Origin of the sequence: Agrobacterium sp. ST15.16.055 (assembly GCF_027956555.1) — a bacterium.
Classification (GTDB): Bacteria; Pseudomonadota; Alphaproteobacteria; order Rhizobiales; family Rhizobiaceae; genus Agrobacterium; species Agrobacterium salinitolerans.
The window spans coordinates 79,078-98,556 of record NZ_JAQKGN010000010.1; the positions used below are offsets into that span (position 1 = coordinate 79,078).

The window sequence follows — 19,479 nt, forward strand, 5'->3', positions numbered from 1 at the left end:
GAGCGAAAACCGGAAACGAATTGGTCCGAGATTCAACGTATGGCCCGCGACATGGGCAGCAATGGCCCGGCGGGCCATAGATTAGACATTAATAAAATGCCTATGCCGACTATGAAGAGGCTAGATGCAAATTGCGACTAGCAATTTTACACTTAATTTGGATAACAGCAAAACAGCAAAAGTCAAATTCCTATTGCGGTTTTTTCAGTTCAAAACAGTCTAATCGGAATACAAAAAATTACGGGTGATAAAATACTAGACCAAGTAGCAATTGAAAATGAATACCCCCAATTATTGGGGGTATTTTCAACTTGAAATTTTCTTCATGTCATCAACTACCGATTTAACGGCAAGCGGATAACCTGCCTTATGAGCGGCCATGGCAAGAAGATGCGCCGAGACCGGCGCTGTAAGGACAAAGAAGAAGAAACCGGCAAGCGCCCGCGCCAGCGTCGATATTTCCATGGAATGAATGCCGACCGCCAGAAGCAGCAGGCCGGAACCCACCGTTCCCGCCTTGGAAGCCGCATGCATGCGGGTATAGACATCCGGCAGCCGATTGAGCCCGATTGCCGCGATCAGCGAGAAAATGGCGCCCGAGAGCAGCAGCACTGAAACGAAAATAGTCACAACCCAATTCATCATCGCCGGCCCTTTCCCTTTCCGCCTACAACACCTTTTTTCATCGTTTTTTCAACGACTTCAGATGCCCTTTCACCGTCGAGAACCGTCGTCGGCCCGCGCCGCTCGTCCAGGCCCCGGGACAATACGAAGCGGGCGAAGGCCACCGTTGCCAGAAAACCGACCAGCCCGAGCGCGATGGCGATGTCGACATAAAGATTGAAGCCGGTGCGGATGGCGATGACCGCGATGAAGCCGATGGCGATGCCCACCAGCATGTCGAGCGCAACGATACGGTCCGGCAAGGTGGGGCCGACGACGACCCGATATACTGTCAGCAAAAAGGCGGCCGACAGAACAACCGATGCAAGTATAGTTGCAAATGAAACTGTCTGTTCTGGCGTCATATTTGAAACGCCTCCATGATCTTTTTTTCAAAGCCGTTGCGGATGTCGTTTTTCGTGGCCTCGACATCGCTGCAGTCGATCGCGTGCACGTAAAGCGTTTTTCTGTCCGCCGAAACATCGACCGAAAGCGTGCCCGGCGTGAGCGTGATGAGGTTGGCGAGCAGCGTGATCTGGAAATCCGTCGTCACCGTCAGCGGATAGGCGAAAATGCCGGGCTGCACGTCGAGCTTCGGCCGCGTCACCAGCATGGCGACCTTCCATGCGGAGAGCGCCAGCTCCTTGAAGAACAGCAGCACCAGCGACAGCATACGGGCGAACCTCAGCCAGTGGTTACGTCCGGCGGGAAGCTGGTGGCGGATGATGCCAAGCGCGAGCGTCGAAACGACGAGGGCGAACAGGATGTTTGCCAGACTGACGCTGCCCGTGACAGCGAGCCATACGGCGACGAAAAGCAGTTGTACGACATAGAGGCTCATGGTTTGCCCCCTTCGGAAAAGACCGAGTTGATATAGGCCCGCGGGTCACCGAGGCCTGCGGCCGCCTGCTGGCTGAGATTGAGCAGGCTTTCCGGAAACAGGCCGAAGAATACCACCAGCAACGTCAGACCCACCAGCGGCGTAAAAGACGGCGCTGCCGAGGGTGGCGCCTGCGGCAGGGACGACTGACCTGAGGATGCCGCCACCGGACGCCAGAAACACAAAAGGAAGATTCGCCCGAAAGCGATGGTGGCGATGAAGCCGGAGGCGAGGATGGAGCCGGCGAGCCACCACGCGCCGATATCGATCGCCGATTTGACCAGCACCGCCTTCGGCCAAAAGCCGGAAAAGGGCGGCAGGCCGGAACCGGCAAAGAACAGCGCCAGCGCCAGCGCCGAAAACCACGGAGCCTGCTGGTAAAGGCCCCTGAGTGAGGTGAGGCTGAAACCTCCGCCAAGGCGGGCGGCGTGGCCGGCGGCAAGATAGAGCGCCGTCATCAGCACCATGGAGTGCAGCGCGTAAAAAATTGCGCCGGACACACCTGAGGGCGTGCCGATGGCGATACCGGCCATCATGTAACCGATGCCCGAGATGACGATATAGCCGAGCATGCGGCGGATATCGTTCTGGGCGAGCGCGCCCATGGCCCCGAGCACCATGGTCAACGCCGCCGAGATGGCGATGACGATGCTGAGTTCTTCCCGCTCGACCGGAAACAGCATGACCATGACGCGCAGGAGCGAATAGATGCCGACCTTGGTGAGCAGGCCGCCGAACAGGGCGGACACGACGATGCGCGGCGTGTGATAGGAGGCCGGCAGCCAGAAATTCACCGGAAAGGCCGCGGCTTTCATGGCGAAGGCGAGCGCGAACAGGCTCGCAAGCGTCATCAGCGGCGCTGCGTCGCGCAGCGTCGTCGCCTTCCGGGCTATATCGGCCATGTTGAGCGTGCCGAAGATGGCGTAGAGATAACCGACCGTGATCAGGAACAGCGTCGTGCCGATGAGGTTCAGAATGGCGTATTTCAGCGCGCCGTCGATCTGCTCGCGCGTCGAGCCGAGCACGATGAGACCGAAGGACGAGATCAACAGCACCTCGAACCAGACATAAAGATTGAAGATGTCGCCGGTCAGGAACGCGCCGGTGACACCGGCCATCAAAAGCATCAGGAAGGGATAAAAACCGTATCGCCTGCCGCTGGCATCGATATCCGCGCCAGCATGGATGGCGCCCGCAAGCGCCACGATGGCGGCCGCAAGCGACAGCAGCGCGCCCGTCAGGTCGGCGGTAAAGGCAATGCCGAAGGGCGGCAGCCAGCGGCCCATCACCATGGTGAACGGGCCTTCAGCGGCGACCTTCCACAAAAGCGCGGCGTCGAGCAGCACCAGCAGGAACAGCGCCGCTATGGCGACGGTCGCGTGGTGGCGGATGGCGTGGCGCATCATCATCAGCACCGCGCCTGCGCCAATGCAGAGCGCGATGGGAAGAATGATCAGCCAGTCGGTGAGCGGCACGGGCGTCGTGACGAGCGCTGCGGAAAGATCGGTGACTGCGGAAGTGGTGGAAGATGCCATGTTGTCTCAGCCTCGCCGCTCAATAACCGAGCGGCGGCATCGGCTCGCCTGCGGGTTCTGCGGTGCGCATTTCGTCCGTGTCGTCGGTCTGCAATTCCTGAAACGCACGCCAGGTCAGCACCAGAAGGAAACAGAAGAAAGAAAAGGAAATGACGATTGCCGTGAGGATGAGCGCCTGCGGCAGCGGATTGGCCGCACCCGGGGGCAGCGTGTCCATGCCGGGCGGAATGATCGGCGGCACTTCGCGCGTCAGCCTGCCCGCAGTGAACAGCAGGAGGTTCACTGCATTGCCGAGAATGGCGACGCCGAGCAGCATGCGGATGCTGTGACGCGACAGCATGAGGTAGATCGCCACCGAAAAGAAGATGCCGACGAGAATGGAGAAGACCGCTTCCATCAGTCGCTTTCCCTTTCTTCCAGCGCCAGTGCGATGGAGGTGATGGCGCCGACCACGACAAGGTAGACACCGATATCGAAGGACATGACGGTGGAGAGCGGAATTTCGACACCGAAAAGGCTCGGATAGACCCAGAGCCCGGTCATGAAGGGCACGCCCGCGGCCATTGAGACGAGGCCGGACAGCATGGACAAAAGCAGCCCCGCCCCGGCGATGGCGAGCGGATGAAACACGATGGCGCGCCGAACCGCGGTCACGCCATAGGCGATGCCGTAGATCGCCAGCGCCGAGACCGCAATCAGGCCGCCGATGAAACCGCCGCCCGGCTCATTATGGCCGCGCAACAGCACGAAGATGGAAAACAGCACCATGAGGCTGGTGACAACGGGAGTGACGGTGCGCAGAATGAGCGTGTTCATACCCGCGCTCCTTTCTTCTTCGCGGTTCTGGCCGGTCCCTTGACGGCGGCTCCCTTGACGGCGGCGGCCGGGCGGATGCGGATCAGCGCAAGGATGGCAAGGCCCGTTATCATCACGACGGCGATTTCACCGAGCGTATCCGTGCCGCGGAAGTCGACGATGATGACGTTGACCACATTGGCGCCGTGGGCGATGGCCTTGGAATAGGTGTTGTAGAAGTCCGTCAGGCGGTTGTCGAAGCTCGCCTGCGTCGCGCGCATCAGGAACAAAGCGAAGCCGGTTCCGCAGGCGATGGCGATGGTGCCGTCCATCAGCTTCTGGCCAAGGCCGCGATGGTCTGACGGCGACAGGCGAAGCCGCGTCATGACAAGCGTCAGAATGACCACCGAAAGCGTCTCGACCATGAATTGCGTGAAGGAGAGATCAGGCGCGCCGAACAGCAGGAAAATGACCGCCACCGCAAAGCCCTGAATGCCGAGCGCGATGATGGCGGTGAGCCGGCTCGATGCCGTCGGCACCGCGATGAGGCCCGCCACGGCAATGACGATGAAGGTGAGTTCATGGACCTGCATATCGTGCGGCCATGACGGCATGGACGGCAGCTCCCCATAAAGGAACAGCGGCACAAGCAGCACGGCGGCGATGACGGCGAAAGTGGCGGTAACGTAAAACTCCAGCCTACCCGGCTGAATGAGCCGGGTGATGTGGAACGAGACTTTCACCAGCATGTCGATGAAAACGTCAAAGCCCCTGTCCGGCCCCGCCCCCAGCGCCTTGAAGGTGCGGTCGATCAGCCCACGGGCGGTGGAAAGCTGCGCATAGAGAGCAATGCCGAGCGCGATCGTCAGCAGCGACAGGCCGAGCGGCACGCCAATATGCGGGATGAGCGAGATTTCCACCGGGCGCGCTTCACCGGCGATGGCGCTCGCCATCGGCGTGGAGACATAGAAGTGCGCGACGCCGGAAAAGAGCGCGATCGTCAGCCCCTTCAGCGCCAGAAGCGCCGGTCCTAGCCAGAGCAACAGCGGGCCTTCATGCGCGTGTTTCGGGGTCTTCACCGGCTTGCCGAGAAAGGGTTTCAGCGCCACCGCGAAGGCGACGGCGAACATCAGCGCGTTGCCGAGGATGGCGATGCCGGTGAACAGCACGGCCCGCGGATTGCCATGCGCCAGCGCGTAATAGATCTCTTCCTTGGCGAGAAACCCGAAGAAGGGCGGCAGGCCGGCCATGGAAATCGCAGCCGCCAGCGCCGCTGTAAAGGTGATCGGCATGGCTTTTCGCAGGCCGCCGAGCTTCGTGACGTCGCGGGTGCCGGTCTCATGGTCGATGATGCCGGCGACCATGAACAGCGCGCCCTTGAACAGCGAATGCGCCACCAGATAAAGCACCGCCGCCTCGATGGCATGGGCGGAACCAAAGCCCGTCAGCATGACCAAAAGGCCGAGCGACGACACCGTGGTATAGGCGAGCATCAGCTTGAGATCGGTCTGGCGCACGGCCAGCAGCGCGCCGATAAGCATGGTCAGCCCGCCGAAGAAAGGCAGCAGGATCTGCCAGGCGGCGGTATCGCCGAGCACCGGGTTGAGCCGCATCAAGAGATAGACGCCCGCCTTCACCATGGTCGCCGAATGCAGATAGGCCGAAACCGGAGTGGGCGCTTCCATGGCGTTGGGCAGCCAGAAATGGAAGGGAAACTGCGCCGATTTGGTGAAGGCCCCGCCGAGAACCAGAAGCAGCGCGGCCAGATAAAACGGGCTGTCGCGCAAGACATCGCCGCCGCGCACCAGCATCGACAATTGCGTCATGCCGCTGATGTCCCAGATGAAGATCAGCCCTGCGAGCAGCAGGAGACCGCCGCCGCCCGTCACCACCAGCGCCTGCAACGCGGCGCGGCGCGAGGCGGCGCGCTCATGATCGAAGCCGATCAGCAGGAAGGAGGTGATGGAGGTGAGTTCCCAGAAGACGAACAGCATCAGCAGGCTGTCGGAAACGACGACGCCCAGCATCGCGCCCATGAAGAGCAGCAGGAAGGACAGGAACCGGCCCTGCTGCGGATGGCCCTTCATATAACCACCCGCATAGAGCACGATCAGCAGGCCGATGCCGGTGATCAGCAACGCGAAAGTCAGCGACAGGCCGTCGATGAACCAGGAAAAGCTGAGATTGAAGCTCGGCACCCAGGCATAACCGCCTGTCACCACCCCGCCTGCCGCGATCTGCGGCAGCATCAGCGCGAAATGCGCAAAGGCGAGAGCAGGCGCAATCGCCAGAACCCATGCCGCGTTGTGGCCAAACCGCTTCACCAGGGCCGGCGCAGCGAGCGCTGCCAGAAACGGCAGAAAAAGCGATAGGAATGTCAGCGGCGTGACATCGGATGTCATTCACGTCTCCCGGGATATACCCCATCCCTGCGCGCCAATAAATGGCGTTCTTCTTTCAAATCGATTTTCCAGTTAAGGCATAGACACGCCCTTCTCAACCCAAATCGGTACTCCCGTCCCATAACGAACGCGTTATGACGTCGTTCCCCTTTCAATCGGCGGCGGCGATGACTATCTGAGACGCAAAGAAAGGATCATTCCATGAGCGATCTGACATCCCCCAAGATCAAAAAGACCGATGCCGAATGGCGTGAGCAGCTGACGCCGGAACAATATCGCATCCTGCGCGAACACGGCACCGAGCGCGCCTTCACCGGGCCCTATTGGGATACATTCCAGAAGGGCCTCTATCGCTGCGCGGCCTGCGACGAGCCGCTGTTCCTCTCCGATACGAAATTCGATGCCGGCTGCGGCTGGCCGAGCTATTTCGAGCCGGTAAAACCGGGCGCGGTGACGGAACATCGCGACGCCAGCCACGGCATGGTGCGCACGGAAATCCGTTGCGCCAATTGCGGCGGCCATCTTGGCCACGTCTTCCCGGACGGCCCGAAGCCCACCGGCCTGCGTTATTGCATCAACGGCCATTCGATGGTGTTCGAGCCGGTTTGAGCGGCAAGACCGTGCCGCGAGTTTCTTCTCCCCGCCGGGGAGAAGATGGCCCGAAGGGTCAGATGAGGGGGTAACGTTGCCGTATTTCGGGGAGCTCGCCCCCTCATCCCGCTGCCGCGGACTTCTCCCCGGCGGGGAGAAGAAACAAGCGGCATAAGCCCGATCCATGGCTGGCCTTCAGCTTTCAGCCCAGCTTCAGTTCCATACACGTCAAATCCAGCCAGCGTCCGAACTTGGTGCCGACTTCCGAGAACCGGCCGACGACCCGGAAGCCGAGGCTTTCATGCAGGCGGATGGAGGCCATGTTTTCCGCCTCGATGGCGGCGATCAGCACATGCACGTCGTTGCCGCTCGCATGACCGATCAACGCCTGCATCAGCCGCTTGCCGATGCCGTGGCCGCGGGCATCCTTATGCACATAAACCGAATGTTCGCGGGTGTGGCGATAACCGTCAAAAGCGCGCCAGTCGCCATAAGAAGCGTAGCCTGCGACCTTGCCGTCGAGGATGGCGACGATGACCGGAAAACCGCGCGATGTGCGGGCTGCGAACCATTCCTTGCGGTTCTCCAGATCGACCACGACCTCGTTCCAGATCGCGGTCGTGTTCACCACCGCATCGTTATAAATCGCCATGATGCCGGAGAGATCGTCCACGGTCGCGTCGCGCAGTTCCACGCTCATTATTGCTTCGCCCTCATATTTCTAGATGAGCGGCTGCAAAAGACAGCTGCTCCTCTGACGAGCCTTAAGGGATGACGCCGCGCAATGTCCAGCGCGTTGCTTACCCCGTCAAAAAAAGGGCGTCAGGACGCCATCGGGACGAGGCTGAAGGCGGTGACAACGGCGAAATAATGGACAGCGGCTGCCGAGACGACGAAACCGTGCCAGATGGCATTCTGGAAGCGCAGCTTTTCCCAGACATGGAAAATCACGCCGAGCGAATAGATGACGCCGCCGGCGACGATGAGCCAGAGCGTGACGGGGGCGAGGTGCGACGACAAAGGTTCCACCACCATGATGCCGCTCCAGCCCATGGCAAGATAGAGACCAATGGCGACCCGGTCGTAGCGGCCGGGAAACAGGCATTTGAGGAGGATGCCGCAGATGGCGGCAAGCCAGATCAGCCCCAGCATGACGGCGATCAGCGGATCGTGAATGCCGCGCATCAGGAATGGCGTGTAGGTGGCGGCTATGAGGATGAAGATTGCCGAGTGATCCAGCCGGCGCAGGAACCATTTTACCCTTGAGTGCGGCCAGATATTATAGGTGAAGGACACGGAGAGGCAGGCGACAAGTCCGAGACCGTAAATCCACGCGGCGGCGATTGCGCTGAGCGTCCCCCAGGCGGTCGCGTAGAAAATCAGCGCCGTGGCGCCGATAAGCGCAAACACGATGCCGACACCGTGGACGATGCCATCGGCGACAATCTCGTGAAAATCATATTGGCGTCCGAACCGCCATAAATCGCTCATAGTCCAATCCCGTCTGCGTGCTTTCATCAAAGCATGGAGACAATATTAGACAGGAACAAGACAGCGGCCGGTTAACGGCGATCAAATTGCGTTCGGCGTTGTTGCGAAAGGAGAGGTCTTGTTTCGGCCTGTACCGGTGTAGCGAGCGACCGCCGCTTGTTTCTTCTCCCCGCCGGGGAGAAGGTCGCGGCAGCGGGATGAGGGGGCGAGGGTAGAGATATCCGGAGAGCTTGCCCCCTCATCCGACCCTTCGGGCCACCTTCTCCCCGGCGGGGAGAAGAAACCTGCCGTGATGTCGTACCACGCAATAGTCCTTTTTAGCCGCAATCACAAAGCCGCAGCGCATTCCTGGCAGAACGGCGTGTATGGCACCGCCTTCAGCCGATCCTCCGAAATCTTCTTGCCGCATTTGACGCAGGTGCCGAAGGTGCCGCTGGCGATACGGTCGAGGGCTGCGTCGATGGCGCGCAGCTCGTCCTGACCCACCTGCCCCAGTTCGTCCAGCACCTCGTCATTGCTGCGTTCGGTGGCGCGATCCTCGTCGTCGGGATTGCGAGGCTCTTCGAAATCGGCCTCGATTTTGTGCAGGCGGCGATAAAGCTCGCGCTGGCGGTCACGCAGGATTTTCTCGTAAGTTTCGACATTCATGTTTTTTCCTCCAGCCGATCTTCTTGCATCGTCGCATTTCCAGACGGAAAACCCGCCCGCAACCCTGAAATGTCAGGCTTTTATCGGTCGACCAGCACCGAGCATTTGGCGTGGCGCACCACGCGGTCGGCGGTGGCGCCGATGAAATAATTGCTGAAATCCGGCGTGTGCGACGCAATGATGATGAGGTCGGCCTTGTGTTCCTCGGCGGCGGCGATGATTTCGCGCGCGGGCGCGCCGCTTCGGATTTCCTGGCTGCCCTTGAAACCGGCCCTGGTCTTGATATCCGAAAGCCTGGTCTTGGCGTCCTTGATGGCGTTTTCGATCAGGTCGACCGGCAGGTCGATCGCCATATAGCCCGGCAGCTCCTCGACAACGTTGATGAGAACGATCTCGCCATCGGGATCCAGAAGCGCCTTGGCCTTTTCGAGAATCTTTTCGCCCTTGTCGGTGGCGCTGAGGTCTACCGGTACGATGATCTTCTTGTACATGGCTGTCTCCTTTGGCTTGATCCGCCGTTTGGCGTGTCGGACTAGGCTTATATTCCCCGTTGGCACGGCCTTCACCTTGATCGAAGTCAAAGCCGGAGCCGGGCCGGAGCGGGGCATTGTCAACGAATAGTGGACGGTCAATCGCCAGACGACGATCTTTGCTGAACGACGAAACCAGCCCATATTTGCCTTCGACAAACGCCGCAAAGCGGCGTCGGCCGATAATTTCGGCGACCGATCCGCCCCAGGGCGCTTCGGATTCAATATGGAGATCATGATGAGTGAAATCAAACAATTCGCCCTGACGCGGCCGGCCTATGTCGGCCAGGCGCATCTCGTCGTTCACGATCTGCCGCGCGTTTCGGATTTTTACCGGAAGATCATCGGTCTTTCCGTTCTTGAAAACAACCCGAGCGGCGAAGTGCTGGGTGTCGGCGGCCAGCCGCTGCTCACACTTTCCACCTCCGGCACGGCGCAACGCGCGCCGCGCAACGCCGCGGGCCTGTTCCACACCGCCTTCCTGATGCCGAGCCGGAACGATCTGGCCCATTGGCTGGCGCATGCCGCCCACAACAATGTCCAGTTTCAGGGCGCGTCCGACCATCTGGTCAGCGAGGCGATCTATCTTGCCGACCCGGAAGGCAACGGCATAGAAGTCTACCGCGACCGTTCGCCGGACGAATGGACCTACCAGCAGGACGGCACGGTGGAAATGGCCACCCTCGGCCTCAACCTTCAGGCGCTTTACGACAGCGCGCCGAAGACGGCCTTTACCGGTGCTGCGGCAGGAACAGCCATCGGCCATATCCATCTGCAGGTGGGCAATATTCCGCAGGCGGATGAATTTTATCAGGATGTGCTGGGGCTGAAGATCATGGCGCGTTATCCCGGCGCGAGCTTCTTCGGGTCGGGCGCCTATCACCACCACGTCGCCGCCAATATCTGGAACAGCAGGGGTGCGGCCGCCCGCAAGGACAATATGACCGGTCTTTCCGGCTATTCGCTGACCTTTAACGAGCCGGCTGCGCTTGAGACGGCGATTGCCGCGCTCGACCGGCTGGAAATCGCCACAGAGCGGCAAAGCGACGGCATTGCGCTGAAGGATCCGTGGGGCATCGGGCTGAAGCTTTCCGCATAAACACAACAGGGGCGGCAGAAATTTGTGCCGCCCCGGAACCGCCGGATTTGTCGGACGTTAGCCACCTTATTGGGGGATAGTTCGATGAATGAGAACGCCAAGCCGGATCTCGCCGACACTGCGGCCTTGCTGCTGGAAAAGGCCGATCCACTTGCGACACCGGCTTCGGTTTCGCAGCGCGATGACGCGCGCAGCCAGCAACCGCTTGGACGAGAGGCGCTTGATGTCTTCGTTGCCTGGTCGATCATCGGCATTTTCCTGATCGTGTCCATGGCGGTCATCCATGAATTGTCGATGATCCTGATGCCCGTTGTGATGGCGGTTGTCGTCGGTATGATCCTCGGCGTCTCCGCCGAGAAACTGGCCTCCTACGGCATACCGGGCGCAGGCGTCGCCATCATCCTGTCCACACTCGTCGCCGCCGTCATTTTCTTCGTGGTCAATTCGCTGGTGGACCCGGTCTCGCAGCTGGCATCGGAGGGCCCAGCCCTGATCGAGCGGACCATTGATCGCTTCTTGCCCTATTTCGAAAATATGAGGTGGCTGAATATTTCTGCGGCCACCTTCAGCATGGGCTCCATGTCCATGGAATCGCTGCTGTCGCGTAGCGGCGAAATCATCTCGTTGCTCGGCGCGAACGTGACGCCCGCGATCGTGCAGGGGCTGATCTTCCTTGCGGCGCTCCTGATGTTTCTCTACAGCCGCCTGCGGCTGCGCAAGGCCCTCATCATGGCCTTCCCGGCGCGCCATCAGCGACTTAGAACCATCCGCATCATCGGCTCGGTGGAAAAAGTGCTCGGCACCTATTTTGCCACGGCGAGCCTGATCTACGCCGCGCTTGGCGTCACCATGATCGTGATCGCTTATCTCGGAGGCCTCTCCATGCCGCTATTGTGGGGTCTTTTTGCCTTCCTTTCGAGCTTCGTGCCGTTTCTCGGCATTACCCTCATGACCATATCGCTCACCGTCGCCGGCATCATCACCCATGACAACATGGTCCTCGCGCTGCTGCCGGCGGGCGCCTTCTTCACCATTCACCTGTTGATGGAGAACCTCGCCTTCCCGGCTGTCGTCGGCCGTAACATGGAAATCAATCCCTTCCTCGTTTTCGTGATGATCATCTTCTGGACGTGGATGTGGGGGGCGGCCGGCGCGATGCTCGCCCTGCCGCTATCGTTGATCGCCATGACGGTGACACGCGAACTCTTCCCCACCCGCCGGGTGGTGCCGAACCTGCCCGACTAGCCTCTTCTTCGGCGCCATCAGGAGGCGAGCGGAACTTTTTGCACGCCGCGGAGCGTCTGCGCCATGCGGCGCTCGTGCTCGATCAGCCATTTCTTGCGCCACAGCCCGCCGCCATAGCCAGTCAGGCTGCCATCGGCGCCCAGCACACGGTGGCACGGCACAACAATGGCGATCTGGTTCGCGCCATTGGCACGCGCGACCGCACGTATGGCGGATGACCTGTCCATGGCGGTTGCGAGCGAGGAATAGCTGACGATCTCGCCCGCCGGGATTTCCCGCAGGTTGCGCCAGACATCGCGCTCGAAAGGTGTACCATGGCCGGCAAGACGCGTTTTGAAGGCAGCTGAATGACCGGCGAAATAGGCCTTGAGTTCCGCTTCGATCTGGCCGGTCACGGCCGTCCGGCCAAGCACCATATCCGCGCCGGTGCGCGTCTTCAGCCGCTTCAATTCAGCGGCGAGCGCCGGCCGGTCGGCAAATTCGAGGAGATGCAGGGCGTGATCGTCAGCGACGGCGAGCATCGGGCCGATCGGCGTATCGATCCAGTCGCCCTTCAAGAACCCCTTGCCCTTCATCGCGACGGGCGAAGAGCCGAAGAACTGGTTGATGGCGGCGCGGAAGCCGCTGCCGGATTCATAACCGGCATCGATCTGGGCGCCTATCACCGCTTCGCCGGAAGCGAGGCTCTCCGCCGCACCGCCCACCCGCCGCAATCTGGCGATTTCCAGAAAGCTCATGCCGAAACGGCGCTTGAAGGTGCGGCGCACGGTGGAAGGATCATGGCCGAGCGCCACCACATCCTCCTCGCGCCAGCGCCGCGCCGGGTCGCTTTCCAGCGCCGTCAGCAGCGACGTCACGGTTTCGTCGGCGGAGCCATAGGACAGCATCGGCTTGCAGCGCTTGCAGGGACGGAAACCCGCCTCCAGACATTCGGCGATGGTCTCGCGGAACCGGCAGTTTTCGATCTTCGGCTTTCGCGCCGTGCAGGTGAAGCGGCAGAAAATCTTCGTCGACGTCACACACACATAAGCCACGCCCTCATAGGCGGGGTCCTTGTTCACAAGGGCGGAATAGAGCGTTTCGGTATCGGGGCGTTTGAACAGCATCATGGGGAGGATGCTAGCGCAAATTTTTGACCCGCGCCGCCGAAAAACGGGCATGGATGTGGAAGGATGTATCTTCATCCTTCAGCCCTGACGACGGCTGCTTTCAGTGAGGTGAGCCGGTGCGGCATATTTCTTCTCCCCGCCGGGGAGAAGGTGGCGCGCAGCGCCGGATGAGGGGGCGACGGTGGAAAAATGCGGGGAGCTTGCCCCCTCATCTGCCCTTCGGGCATCTTCTCCCCGGCGGGGAGAAGAAACGGGCGGCGACCTTGCGGATCAATTCACCGGCGGCGCGAAGGACGGGTCGTCCAGCCGTGAAAAAATCACGCCCCGCGCCTTCAGCGCCAGAAGCCCTTTCACCACGCCCTCGCCCGCCTCATGGGTGGGCTGGTTGATGTGGGAGATGATGACATCGCCATCTTTTGCCGAAGCGATGTGTTTCGCCGTCATGGCTGCACCCAGCAGCGAGCCGCCATCGCCATTGATGGAATAACCGGCCACCCGCATGCCCAGCCGGTTGATGGTGGCCATGGAGGAGCTGGTATATTTGGCCGTCGCACCGCGGAACCATTGCGGCTGGAGGCCGGTGGCGGCGACGATGGCCTGACGGCCGCCCTCCACCTCCTGCTCGACCGCCGCTTCGGAGCCGGCGGCGGCGATGCCGTAGATGGAGACCGGCTTGTCCACTGCCGGCACATGATTCTCGCCGTGATTTTCAATCTCGAACAAATCCGGATGCGCCATGAGCACGGCCAGCGCCTCGCCATTATGCTTCAGCCAGCGGGCGGTGACGAAGATCGTCGCGGGAATGCGCTCCCTCACCAGCGTATCGAGGATGCGGTGGTCGGTCTTGCCCATGCAGGCGTCCAGCGTCATCGCCACCCGCACCTTGCCGTCATGCTGCGGCGACATTTTCAGCGACGGCTCGACAAGGCCGGTTCCCGCAAAGGCGACGGATGAGGCGGAGAAAAACAGGGTGGCGATGAAGAGGCGACGCAGCATTTTGTGTTCCGGAGTGTGAAGAGCTGGCAATCCGCCCGCAAAGCGCCCGAATTAAGGCGCGGTTTCCAGCGCAGACAGCGCCTCCAGCGCCTCTTCCACCCGCTGGCGTTCGGCGCTGGTGAGCGGCAAGATCGGCCGGGGCGGTTCGCTCACCGTCAGCGTCAGCATGTTGGCGGCGGCATAAACCACGCGAATGCTGCCGAATTCCTTAAACAGCGTCCAGAGCGGCTGGAAGGCCACTTCGATCCGCTTGACCTCTTCCGCATTGCCGGCCTGAGCCGCCCGCATCAGCCGCAGGGCTGGAACCGGCAGCAGGCCGGCGACCACGCTGTACCAGGCGTCGCCGCCGGCAAGCGTGGCGTCAGCGCAGCCCCAGTCACCGCTGTAACCGATGGCGAAATCTTGCCCCAGCTTCGGGCGCAGCCGCGCAAGCTCGCCAGCGTAATCGGAATCGGCCGGCAGCGGCATCTTGATGGCGCGGATATTGGGGATATAGGCAAGCCGCACCAGAAGCTCGTCGCTGAAGGTGAAGCGCGTGGTCGTCGGGTTGTTGTAGATGGCGAGCGGCAGCGCCGTCGCACCCGCCACGGCGGCGAAATGGTGATAGGCCTCTTCCTGCGTCAGCGGCGTGTAGGACACGGGCGCCAGCAGCAACGCATCGGCGCCGGCGGCTTCCGCATCCTTTGCCAGCGCCACGGCGTCATCGGTGCGCAAGGCGCCGACGCCTGCCATCAATATGCGCTTGCCCTTGAGGATGCCGGCGGCCGCTTCGATGGCACGGCGCCTCTCCTCACGCGTGAGATACATATAGATGCCGGTGCTGCCGAGAATACCGACGGAATCGACCGCCGCCGCATCCAGCCGCTCGATCAGGGCGCAGAAGGCCTCGACATCGACCCGCCCGGCCTCATCGGCGGGCGTGATCGGAAAAGCAGAAAGCCCCTTGAATCGTCTCGCCATGTCTATGTCCCTCACTTCGATCGGAAGTCAGGGTTACAGAGCCGGCCGCACGGCCGCAACAAAAGCGGCGGTTAAAGGCTGACCTGAAATCGAAAAATTCCGTGCTCAGTCATAAAGATACAACTTCTTCCACTGCTGTTCGGGAATTTTGTCGCCCACACGGTAGTCGAAGGACTGGATGCTGAGACTGTCGCTCTTGAGCTGGCACTTATATTTCAGCTTGTACCATTCGCCCGCACTCCTGAAGACTGCGCCGGGCGCCTTGATGGAGTTCTTGCCCACTTCCGGATCGCCGAAAGTATAGGCGATGACCTTGTCGGGTTTCATGCCCTTCTGCTCCGTTGCAATGCGCTCCATCGCCTCGATATCGCAGCGCTGTTCCAGCCGCTCCTCGGGGGCCAGCGCGTTCAACTGCCGCATGACGCTGGCATCGATCGCAAAAGCGGGGGTGAAGGTCTGCAAGCCAAGGAAAAAGGCAGAAAGGGCAGCGGGAAGAAGCTTTCGCATGGGGTCCTGTCAGTTTTTTCGTTTGTTCTTGTGGTGGGCGGCAGGCCGGGCAGCCTGCATCCATCATCGCTGATTTGCCGGATATTGCCAAAATGTGATCGAAAGCTGACGAAATTGTGCCCGAGCCGCATTCCGCCTCTGGAGATTTGAAACTTGATCGGCCGCAAGGCCCGCTCTACATCTTGGTGCCGCCCAAGATTTTTTACAGGAAAGCGAGTTTCCCTTGCCGATTTTCAAGAACCTGCCCGCCGCCCCGACCGCCGAAAAAAGGCCCGTTCAGGATACGCATCACGGCATTACCCGCACCGACGATTACGCCTGGTTCCGGGCCGATAACTGGCAGGCCATGTTCAAGGACACATCCATTCTCGACCCCGCCATCCGCGCCCATCTGGAAGCGGAAAACGCCTATATGGAAGCAGCGATGGGCGACACCAAGGCGCTTCAGGAAAAGCTGTTTAACGAAATGAAGGGCCGCATCAAGCAGGACGATTCCTCCGTTCCGGTCAATGACGGTCCTTACGCCTATGGCACCCTGTTCGTGACCGGCGGCGAGCAGCCGCATTATTTCCGCACCCCGCGCGGCGGCGGCGAAAAACATGTGCTGCTGAACGGCGACAAGGAAGCGGAGGGCAAGGATTATTTCCGTCTTGCCGGTCTCGACCAGTCTTCCGATCATAGCCACGGTATCTGGGGTTACGATGACAAGGGCTCGGAATATTTCACGCTGCGCATCCGCAACCTCGAGACCGGCGAGGACCTTGCCGACGTCGTCGAAAATACCGGCGGCGGCGGGGCATGGGCACCCGACGGCAAGAGCTTCTTTTATACGCTGCAGGACGAGAACCACCGTCCGTCGAAAGTCTTCCACCATATCATCGGCGAGCCGCAATCGGCCGACCGGCTGGTCTATGAGGAAAAGGATCCCGGCTTCTTCATGGGTGTCGGCGCGTCCGTGCTCGACGATTTCATCTTCATCGACATTCACGACCATGAGACCAGCGAATATCGCATTCTCTCCACGAAAGACCTGACCGCCGAGCCTGCTGTCGTGGCGGAGCGCGAAGAGGGCGTCGAATATTCGATGTGCGAAGGCGGCGATGTGTTCTTCATCCTCACCAATGACGGCGACGCCAAGGATTTCCGCATCGTGGAAGCGCCCGTCACCGCACCCGGCAAGGAAAACTGGAAAGAAGTCGTGCCCCACGAGCCGGGCCGCCTCATCCTCTCCGTCGACGCCTATGCCCGCCACCTGATCTGGCTGGAACGCCGCGACGGCCTGCCACGCATCGTCATCCGCGATCGCCGCACCGGCGACGAACATTCCATCGCCTTTGCCGAGGAAGCCTATTCTCTCGGCCTGCATGGCGCGGCGGAATATGACACCGATGTCATCCGCTTCTCCTATTCCTCGATGACGACGCCGAGCCAGCTGTTCGACTACGACATGGTGACCCGCGAGCGCACGCTGCTGAAGACGCAGGAAGTGCCTTCCGGCCACAATCCGGACGATTACATCACCCGCCGCATCATGGCGCCTGCCCATGACGGCGAACTGGTGCCGGTGTCCCTGCTCTATCGCAAGGATGTGGCGCTTAACGGTTCCGCCCCCTGCCTGCTCTACGGATACGGCGCTTACGGCATCACCATCCCCGCCTCCTTCTCCACCACCACGCTGTCGCTCGCCGACCGTGGTTTCATCTATGCCATCGCCCATATTCGCGGCGGCAAGGACAAGGGTTTCGAATGGTACGAAACCGGCAAGATGGAAGCCAAACAGAACACGTTCAAGGATTTCATCGCCGCTGCCGATCATCTCGTTCAGGAAGGTTTCACCTCCTATCAGGGCATCGTCGCCGAAGGCGGTTCGGCCGGCGGCATGCTGATGGGGGCGGTGGCCAATATGGCGCCGGAAAAATTCGCCGGCATCATCGCCGCCGTTCCCTTCGTGGACGTGCTGACCACCATGCTCGATGACACTTTGCCGCTGACACCGCCGGAATGGCCGGAATGGGGCAACCCACTGGAATCGGCGGAGGAATATGGCTGGATCGCCGCCTACAGCCCCTATGACAATGTGGGTGCTAAGCCCTACCCGCCAATTCTCGCGCTTTCCGGTCTCACCGATCCGCGCGTGACCTATTGGGAACCGACCAAATGGGTGGCGAAGCTGCGCGAAAAGACGATAGGGGAAGCGCCCATCCTGCTAAAGACCAACATGGCGGCAGGCCATGGCGGCAAGTCCGGGCGTTTCCAGCGGCTGGAGGAAATCGCCTTCGAATATGCCTTTGCGCTGAAGGTGGCCGGCAAGGACGCTGTTTGACATCTGACCGTTGTCGGGCGGCGACAGGGCCGCCGCCCGCATCGAAACAGCATAAAAATACCTTCACAAACCCTCTTTCCGAATATTTTTTCCACAAAATCGCGACTTTATTTTCTCCTTGAATTCCGACTTGATTCCACCGGGATTTTTATTTCGCCATACTGAAATATGTAATATATTTCCGAAAAACTAGAATATATTCCATGTATTACACCAAATAAAAAACGCTCCAAAAATCGAACGCATGACTGCGATGCGCCATTTTGCGTTGCAATATCACTTTTTGGCCGTATTATGCCGACCGTTGACATATTCATGCGCATTTTCGCCGTTGTTCTTGCGGCAATTCCGCAGCGTGTTCTGCGGTTATTCTTCTTGCCGTCAATTTTCGGCTTTTTCACGCGCTATGTCAGTTCGCCCTTGGCAATCCGGGCTTTGCAGTGCTCCCGCTTTGCCAACTGAAAACACTGCATCAGACTTGGGGGTCTTACACCATGAAGAAACTCCTAGCCTCGACCATTCTCGTAACGGGCTTTACCATCGCTGCCGGTGCAGCAAATTCCGCCAATGCCGCCGAAGAGTGCGGCAGCGTCACCATCGCCGAAATGAACTGGGCATCCGCCGGCGTCGCGGCTTATGTCGACAAGTTCATCATGGAAAACGGCTATGACTGCACGGTCAATGTCGTCAGCGGCGACACCATGCCGACCTTCGCTTCCATGAACGAAAAGGGCCAGCCGGACATGGCGCCCGAATTGTGGGTCAATGCCGTGCGCGAGCCGCTTAATGCCGCCGTCAAGGAAGGCCGGCTGATCGAAGCCTCGAAAATTCTCACCGATGGCGGTATCGAAGGCTGGTGGATCCCGAAATTCATCGCCGACGAACACCCCGACATCAAGACCGTCGAGGATGCTCTGAAACATCCCGAACTGTTCCCGGCGCCTGAAGACGCCAGCAAGGGCGCCGTGCATAATTGCCCCTCCGGCTGGAACTGCCAGGTGACGACCGCCAATCTCTACAAGGCGCGCGAAGGCGACAAGAAGGGCTTCACGCTGGTCGACACCGGTTCGGCCGCCGGCCTTGACGGCTCCATTGCCAATGCGTTTGAAAAGAAGCAGGGCTGGCTCGGCTATTATTGGTCGCCCACCGCCATTCTCGGCAAATACGAAATGGTGAAGCTGGACGATGGCGTCGAACTAGACCGCGCCCATTTCGACGAATGCACGGCGAAGGTCGACTGCGCCGACCCCAAGGTCAACGCCTATCCGGTGGCCGATGTCTACACCGTCATCACCAAGGACTTCGAAAGCAAGGCCGGCGTGACGCTGGACTACATCAAGGCCCGCAGCTGGGACAACAAGACCGTGGCCGAAATCCTCGCCTGGATGGATGAGAACCAGGGCACCAACGAGGACGGCGCGGAATATTTCCTCGAGAACCATGAGGACATCTGGACAAAGTGGGTGCCGGCCGAGGTGGTCGAGAAGATCAAGGCTTCGATGTGATTGCTGGCGGGGTTGGCGCAAGCCGCTTACCCCCCTCTGCCCTGCCGGGCATCTCCCCCTCAAGGGGGGAGATCGGCTGGGTGCGCTTTCACCGCTTCATCCTCAACCATCGAGATGGGCGAGACCTTGCCGCAGATCGATCTCCCCCCTTGAGGGGGAGATGTCCGGCAGGACAGAGGGGGGTGCCCGCGCACTCCAAC

Annotated in this window: 20 protein-coding genes; 5 read left to right on the top strand and 15 right to left on the bottom strand. The window is 60.5% G+C overall.

Translation table 11 applies throughout. The features are described 5' to 3' along the window. Positions 1-306 precede the first annotated feature (306 nt). From mnhG to PL599_RS15495, 7 genes are read right to left on the bottom strand one after another with little or no spacing between them, the layout of a single operon-like run. On the bottom strand, positions 307-645 hold the full coding sequence (gene mnhG, locus PL599_RS15465) for a monovalent cation/H(+) antiporter subunit G (RefSeq protein WP_077982701.1): 339 nt from the start codon (positions 643-645) through the stop codon (positions 307-309). Beyond that, entirely contained in the window at positions 642-1,028 is a 387-nt protein-coding gene (locus PL599_RS15470; protein WP_137409957.1) for a cation:proton antiporter, read from the bottom strand. Before PL599_RS15470 ends, mnhG begins: the two co-directional genes overlap by 4 nt. Continuing rightward, positions 1,025-1,504, bottom strand: a complete 480-nt coding sequence (locus PL599_RS15475) for a Na+/H+ antiporter subunit E (protein ID WP_077982703.1) — start codon at positions 1,502-1,504, stop codon at positions 1,025-1,027. The genes PL599_RS15470 and PL599_RS15475 overlap by 4 nt, the downstream gene beginning before the upstream one ends. After that, complete coding sequence (locus PL599_RS15480; protein WP_077982704.1) at positions 1,501-3,078, bottom strand: Na+/H+ antiporter subunit D; 1,578 nt, start codon at positions 3,076-3,078, stop codon at positions 1,501-1,503. Before PL599_RS15480 ends, PL599_RS15475 begins: the two co-directional genes overlap by 4 nt. 19 nt (positions 3,079-3,097) lie before the next feature. After that, positions 3,098-3,475 (bottom strand): Na+/H+ antiporter subunit C, encoded by a 378-nt coding sequence (locus PL599_RS15485; protein WP_077982705.1) that lies wholly within the window; start codon positions 3,473-3,475, stop codon positions 3,098-3,100. Continuing rightward, entirely contained in the window at positions 3,475-3,894 is a 420-nt protein-coding gene (locus PL599_RS15490; RefSeq protein ID WP_077982706.1) for a Na(+)/H(+) antiporter subunit B, read from the bottom strand. Before PL599_RS15490 ends, PL599_RS15485 begins: the two co-directional genes overlap by 1 nt. Then, positions 3,891-6,275: a putative monovalent cation/H+ antiporter subunit A gene (locus tag PL599_RS15495; protein ID WP_142912420.1), complete on the bottom strand. Its 2,385-nt coding sequence runs from the start codon at positions 6,273-6,275 to the stop codon at positions 3,891-3,893. Before PL599_RS15495 ends, PL599_RS15490 begins: the two co-directional genes overlap by 4 nt. 201 nt (positions 6,276-6,476) lie before the next feature. On the opposite strand from PL599_RS15495, the gene msrB reads away from it, so the two are divergent. Next, entirely contained in the window at positions 6,477-6,884 is a 408-nt protein-coding gene (gene msrB / locus PL599_RS15500; RefSeq protein WP_077982708.1) for a peptide-methionine (R)-S-oxide reductase MsrB, read from the top strand. Positions 6,885-7,068: 184 nt separating this feature from the next. Here msrB and PL599_RS15505 read toward each other — a convergent pair whose 3' ends face one another. The 4 genes from PL599_RS15505 to PL599_RS15520 form a co-directional block, all read right to left on the bottom strand. Then, complete coding sequence (locus PL599_RS15505; RefSeq protein ID WP_269824421.1) at positions 7,069-7,566, bottom strand: GNAT family N-acetyltransferase; 498 nt, start codon at positions 7,564-7,566, stop codon at positions 7,069-7,071. A gap of 122 nt (positions 7,567-7,688) precedes the next feature. Next, the gene (trhA, locus tag PL599_RS15510) at positions 7,689-8,357 is read right to left on the bottom strand and encodes a PAQR family membrane homeostasis protein TrhA (RefSeq protein ID WP_173988408.1); all 669 of its coding nucleotides are present in this window, start codon (positions 8,355-8,357) and stop codon (positions 7,689-7,691) included. Positions 8,358-8,684: 327 nt separating this feature from the next. Next, positions 8,685-9,005: a TraR/DksA family transcriptional regulator gene (locus PL599_RS15515; RefSeq protein ID WP_077982711.1), complete on the bottom strand. Its 321-nt coding sequence runs from the start codon at positions 9,003-9,005 to the stop codon at positions 8,685-8,687. 80 nt (positions 9,006-9,085) lie between these two features. Next, the gene (locus PL599_RS15520) at positions 9,086-9,496 is read right to left on the bottom strand and encodes a universal stress protein (RefSeq protein ID WP_077982712.1); all 411 of its coding nucleotides are present in this window, start codon (positions 9,494-9,496) and stop codon (positions 9,086-9,088) included. A 277-nt stretch (positions 9,497-9,773) separates the two neighbouring features. Here PL599_RS15520 and PL599_RS15525 point away from each other — a divergent pair, with 277 nt between their 5' ends. Next, positions 9,774-10,634, top strand: coding sequence for a VOC family protein (locus PL599_RS15525; RefSeq protein ID WP_077983010.1), 861 nt, complete (start codon positions 9,774-9,776; stop codon positions 10,632-10,634). A gap of 84 nt (positions 10,635-10,718) precedes the next feature. Beyond that, positions 10,719-11,879, top strand: a complete 1,161-nt coding sequence (locus PL599_RS15530; protein WP_269824422.1) for an AI-2E family transporter — start codon at positions 10,719-10,721, stop codon at positions 11,877-11,879. Positions 11,880-11,896: 17 nt separating this feature from the next. Here the strand turns inward: PL599_RS15530 and PL599_RS15535 are convergent, their stop codons facing one another. The 4 genes from PL599_RS15535 to PL599_RS15550 form a co-directional block, all read right to left on the bottom strand. Beyond that, complete coding sequence (locus PL599_RS15535; protein ID WP_269824423.1) at positions 11,897-12,988, bottom strand: bifunctional transcriptional activator/DNA repair enzyme AdaA; 1,092 nt, start codon at positions 12,986-12,988, stop codon at positions 11,897-11,899. A 270-nt stretch (positions 12,989-13,258) separates the two neighbouring features. Then, positions 13,259-13,984, bottom strand: a complete 726-nt coding sequence (locus tag PL599_RS15540; protein WP_173988402.1) for a polysaccharide deacetylase family protein — start codon at positions 13,982-13,984, stop codon at positions 13,259-13,261. Positions 13,985-14,035: 51 nt separating this feature from the next. Next, positions 14,036-14,944, bottom strand: a complete 909-nt coding sequence (locus tag PL599_RS15545) for a dihydrodipicolinate synthase family protein (protein WP_077983011.1) — start codon at positions 14,942-14,944, stop codon at positions 14,036-14,038. A gap of 105 nt (positions 14,945-15,049) precedes the next feature. Further along, positions 15,050-15,451, bottom strand: coding sequence for a DUF930 domain-containing protein (locus PL599_RS15550; RefSeq protein ID WP_077982716.1), 402 nt, complete (start codon positions 15,449-15,451; stop codon positions 15,050-15,052). Between the two features lie 223 nt (positions 15,452-15,674). Here PL599_RS15550 and PL599_RS15555 point away from each other — a divergent pair, with 223 nt between their 5' ends. Next, positions 15,675-17,774: a S9 family peptidase gene (locus PL599_RS15555; RefSeq protein WP_269825855.1), complete on the top strand. Its 2,100-nt coding sequence runs from the start codon at positions 15,675-15,677 to the stop codon at positions 17,772-17,774. A gap of 494 nt (positions 17,775-18,268) precedes the next feature. Then, a complete protein-coding gene (locus tag PL599_RS15560) occupies positions 18,269-19,279 on the top strand; it encodes an ABC transporter substrate-binding protein (RefSeq protein ID WP_077982718.1) in 1,011 nt (336 codons plus the stop codon). Positions 19,280-19,479 lie beyond the last annotated feature (200 nt).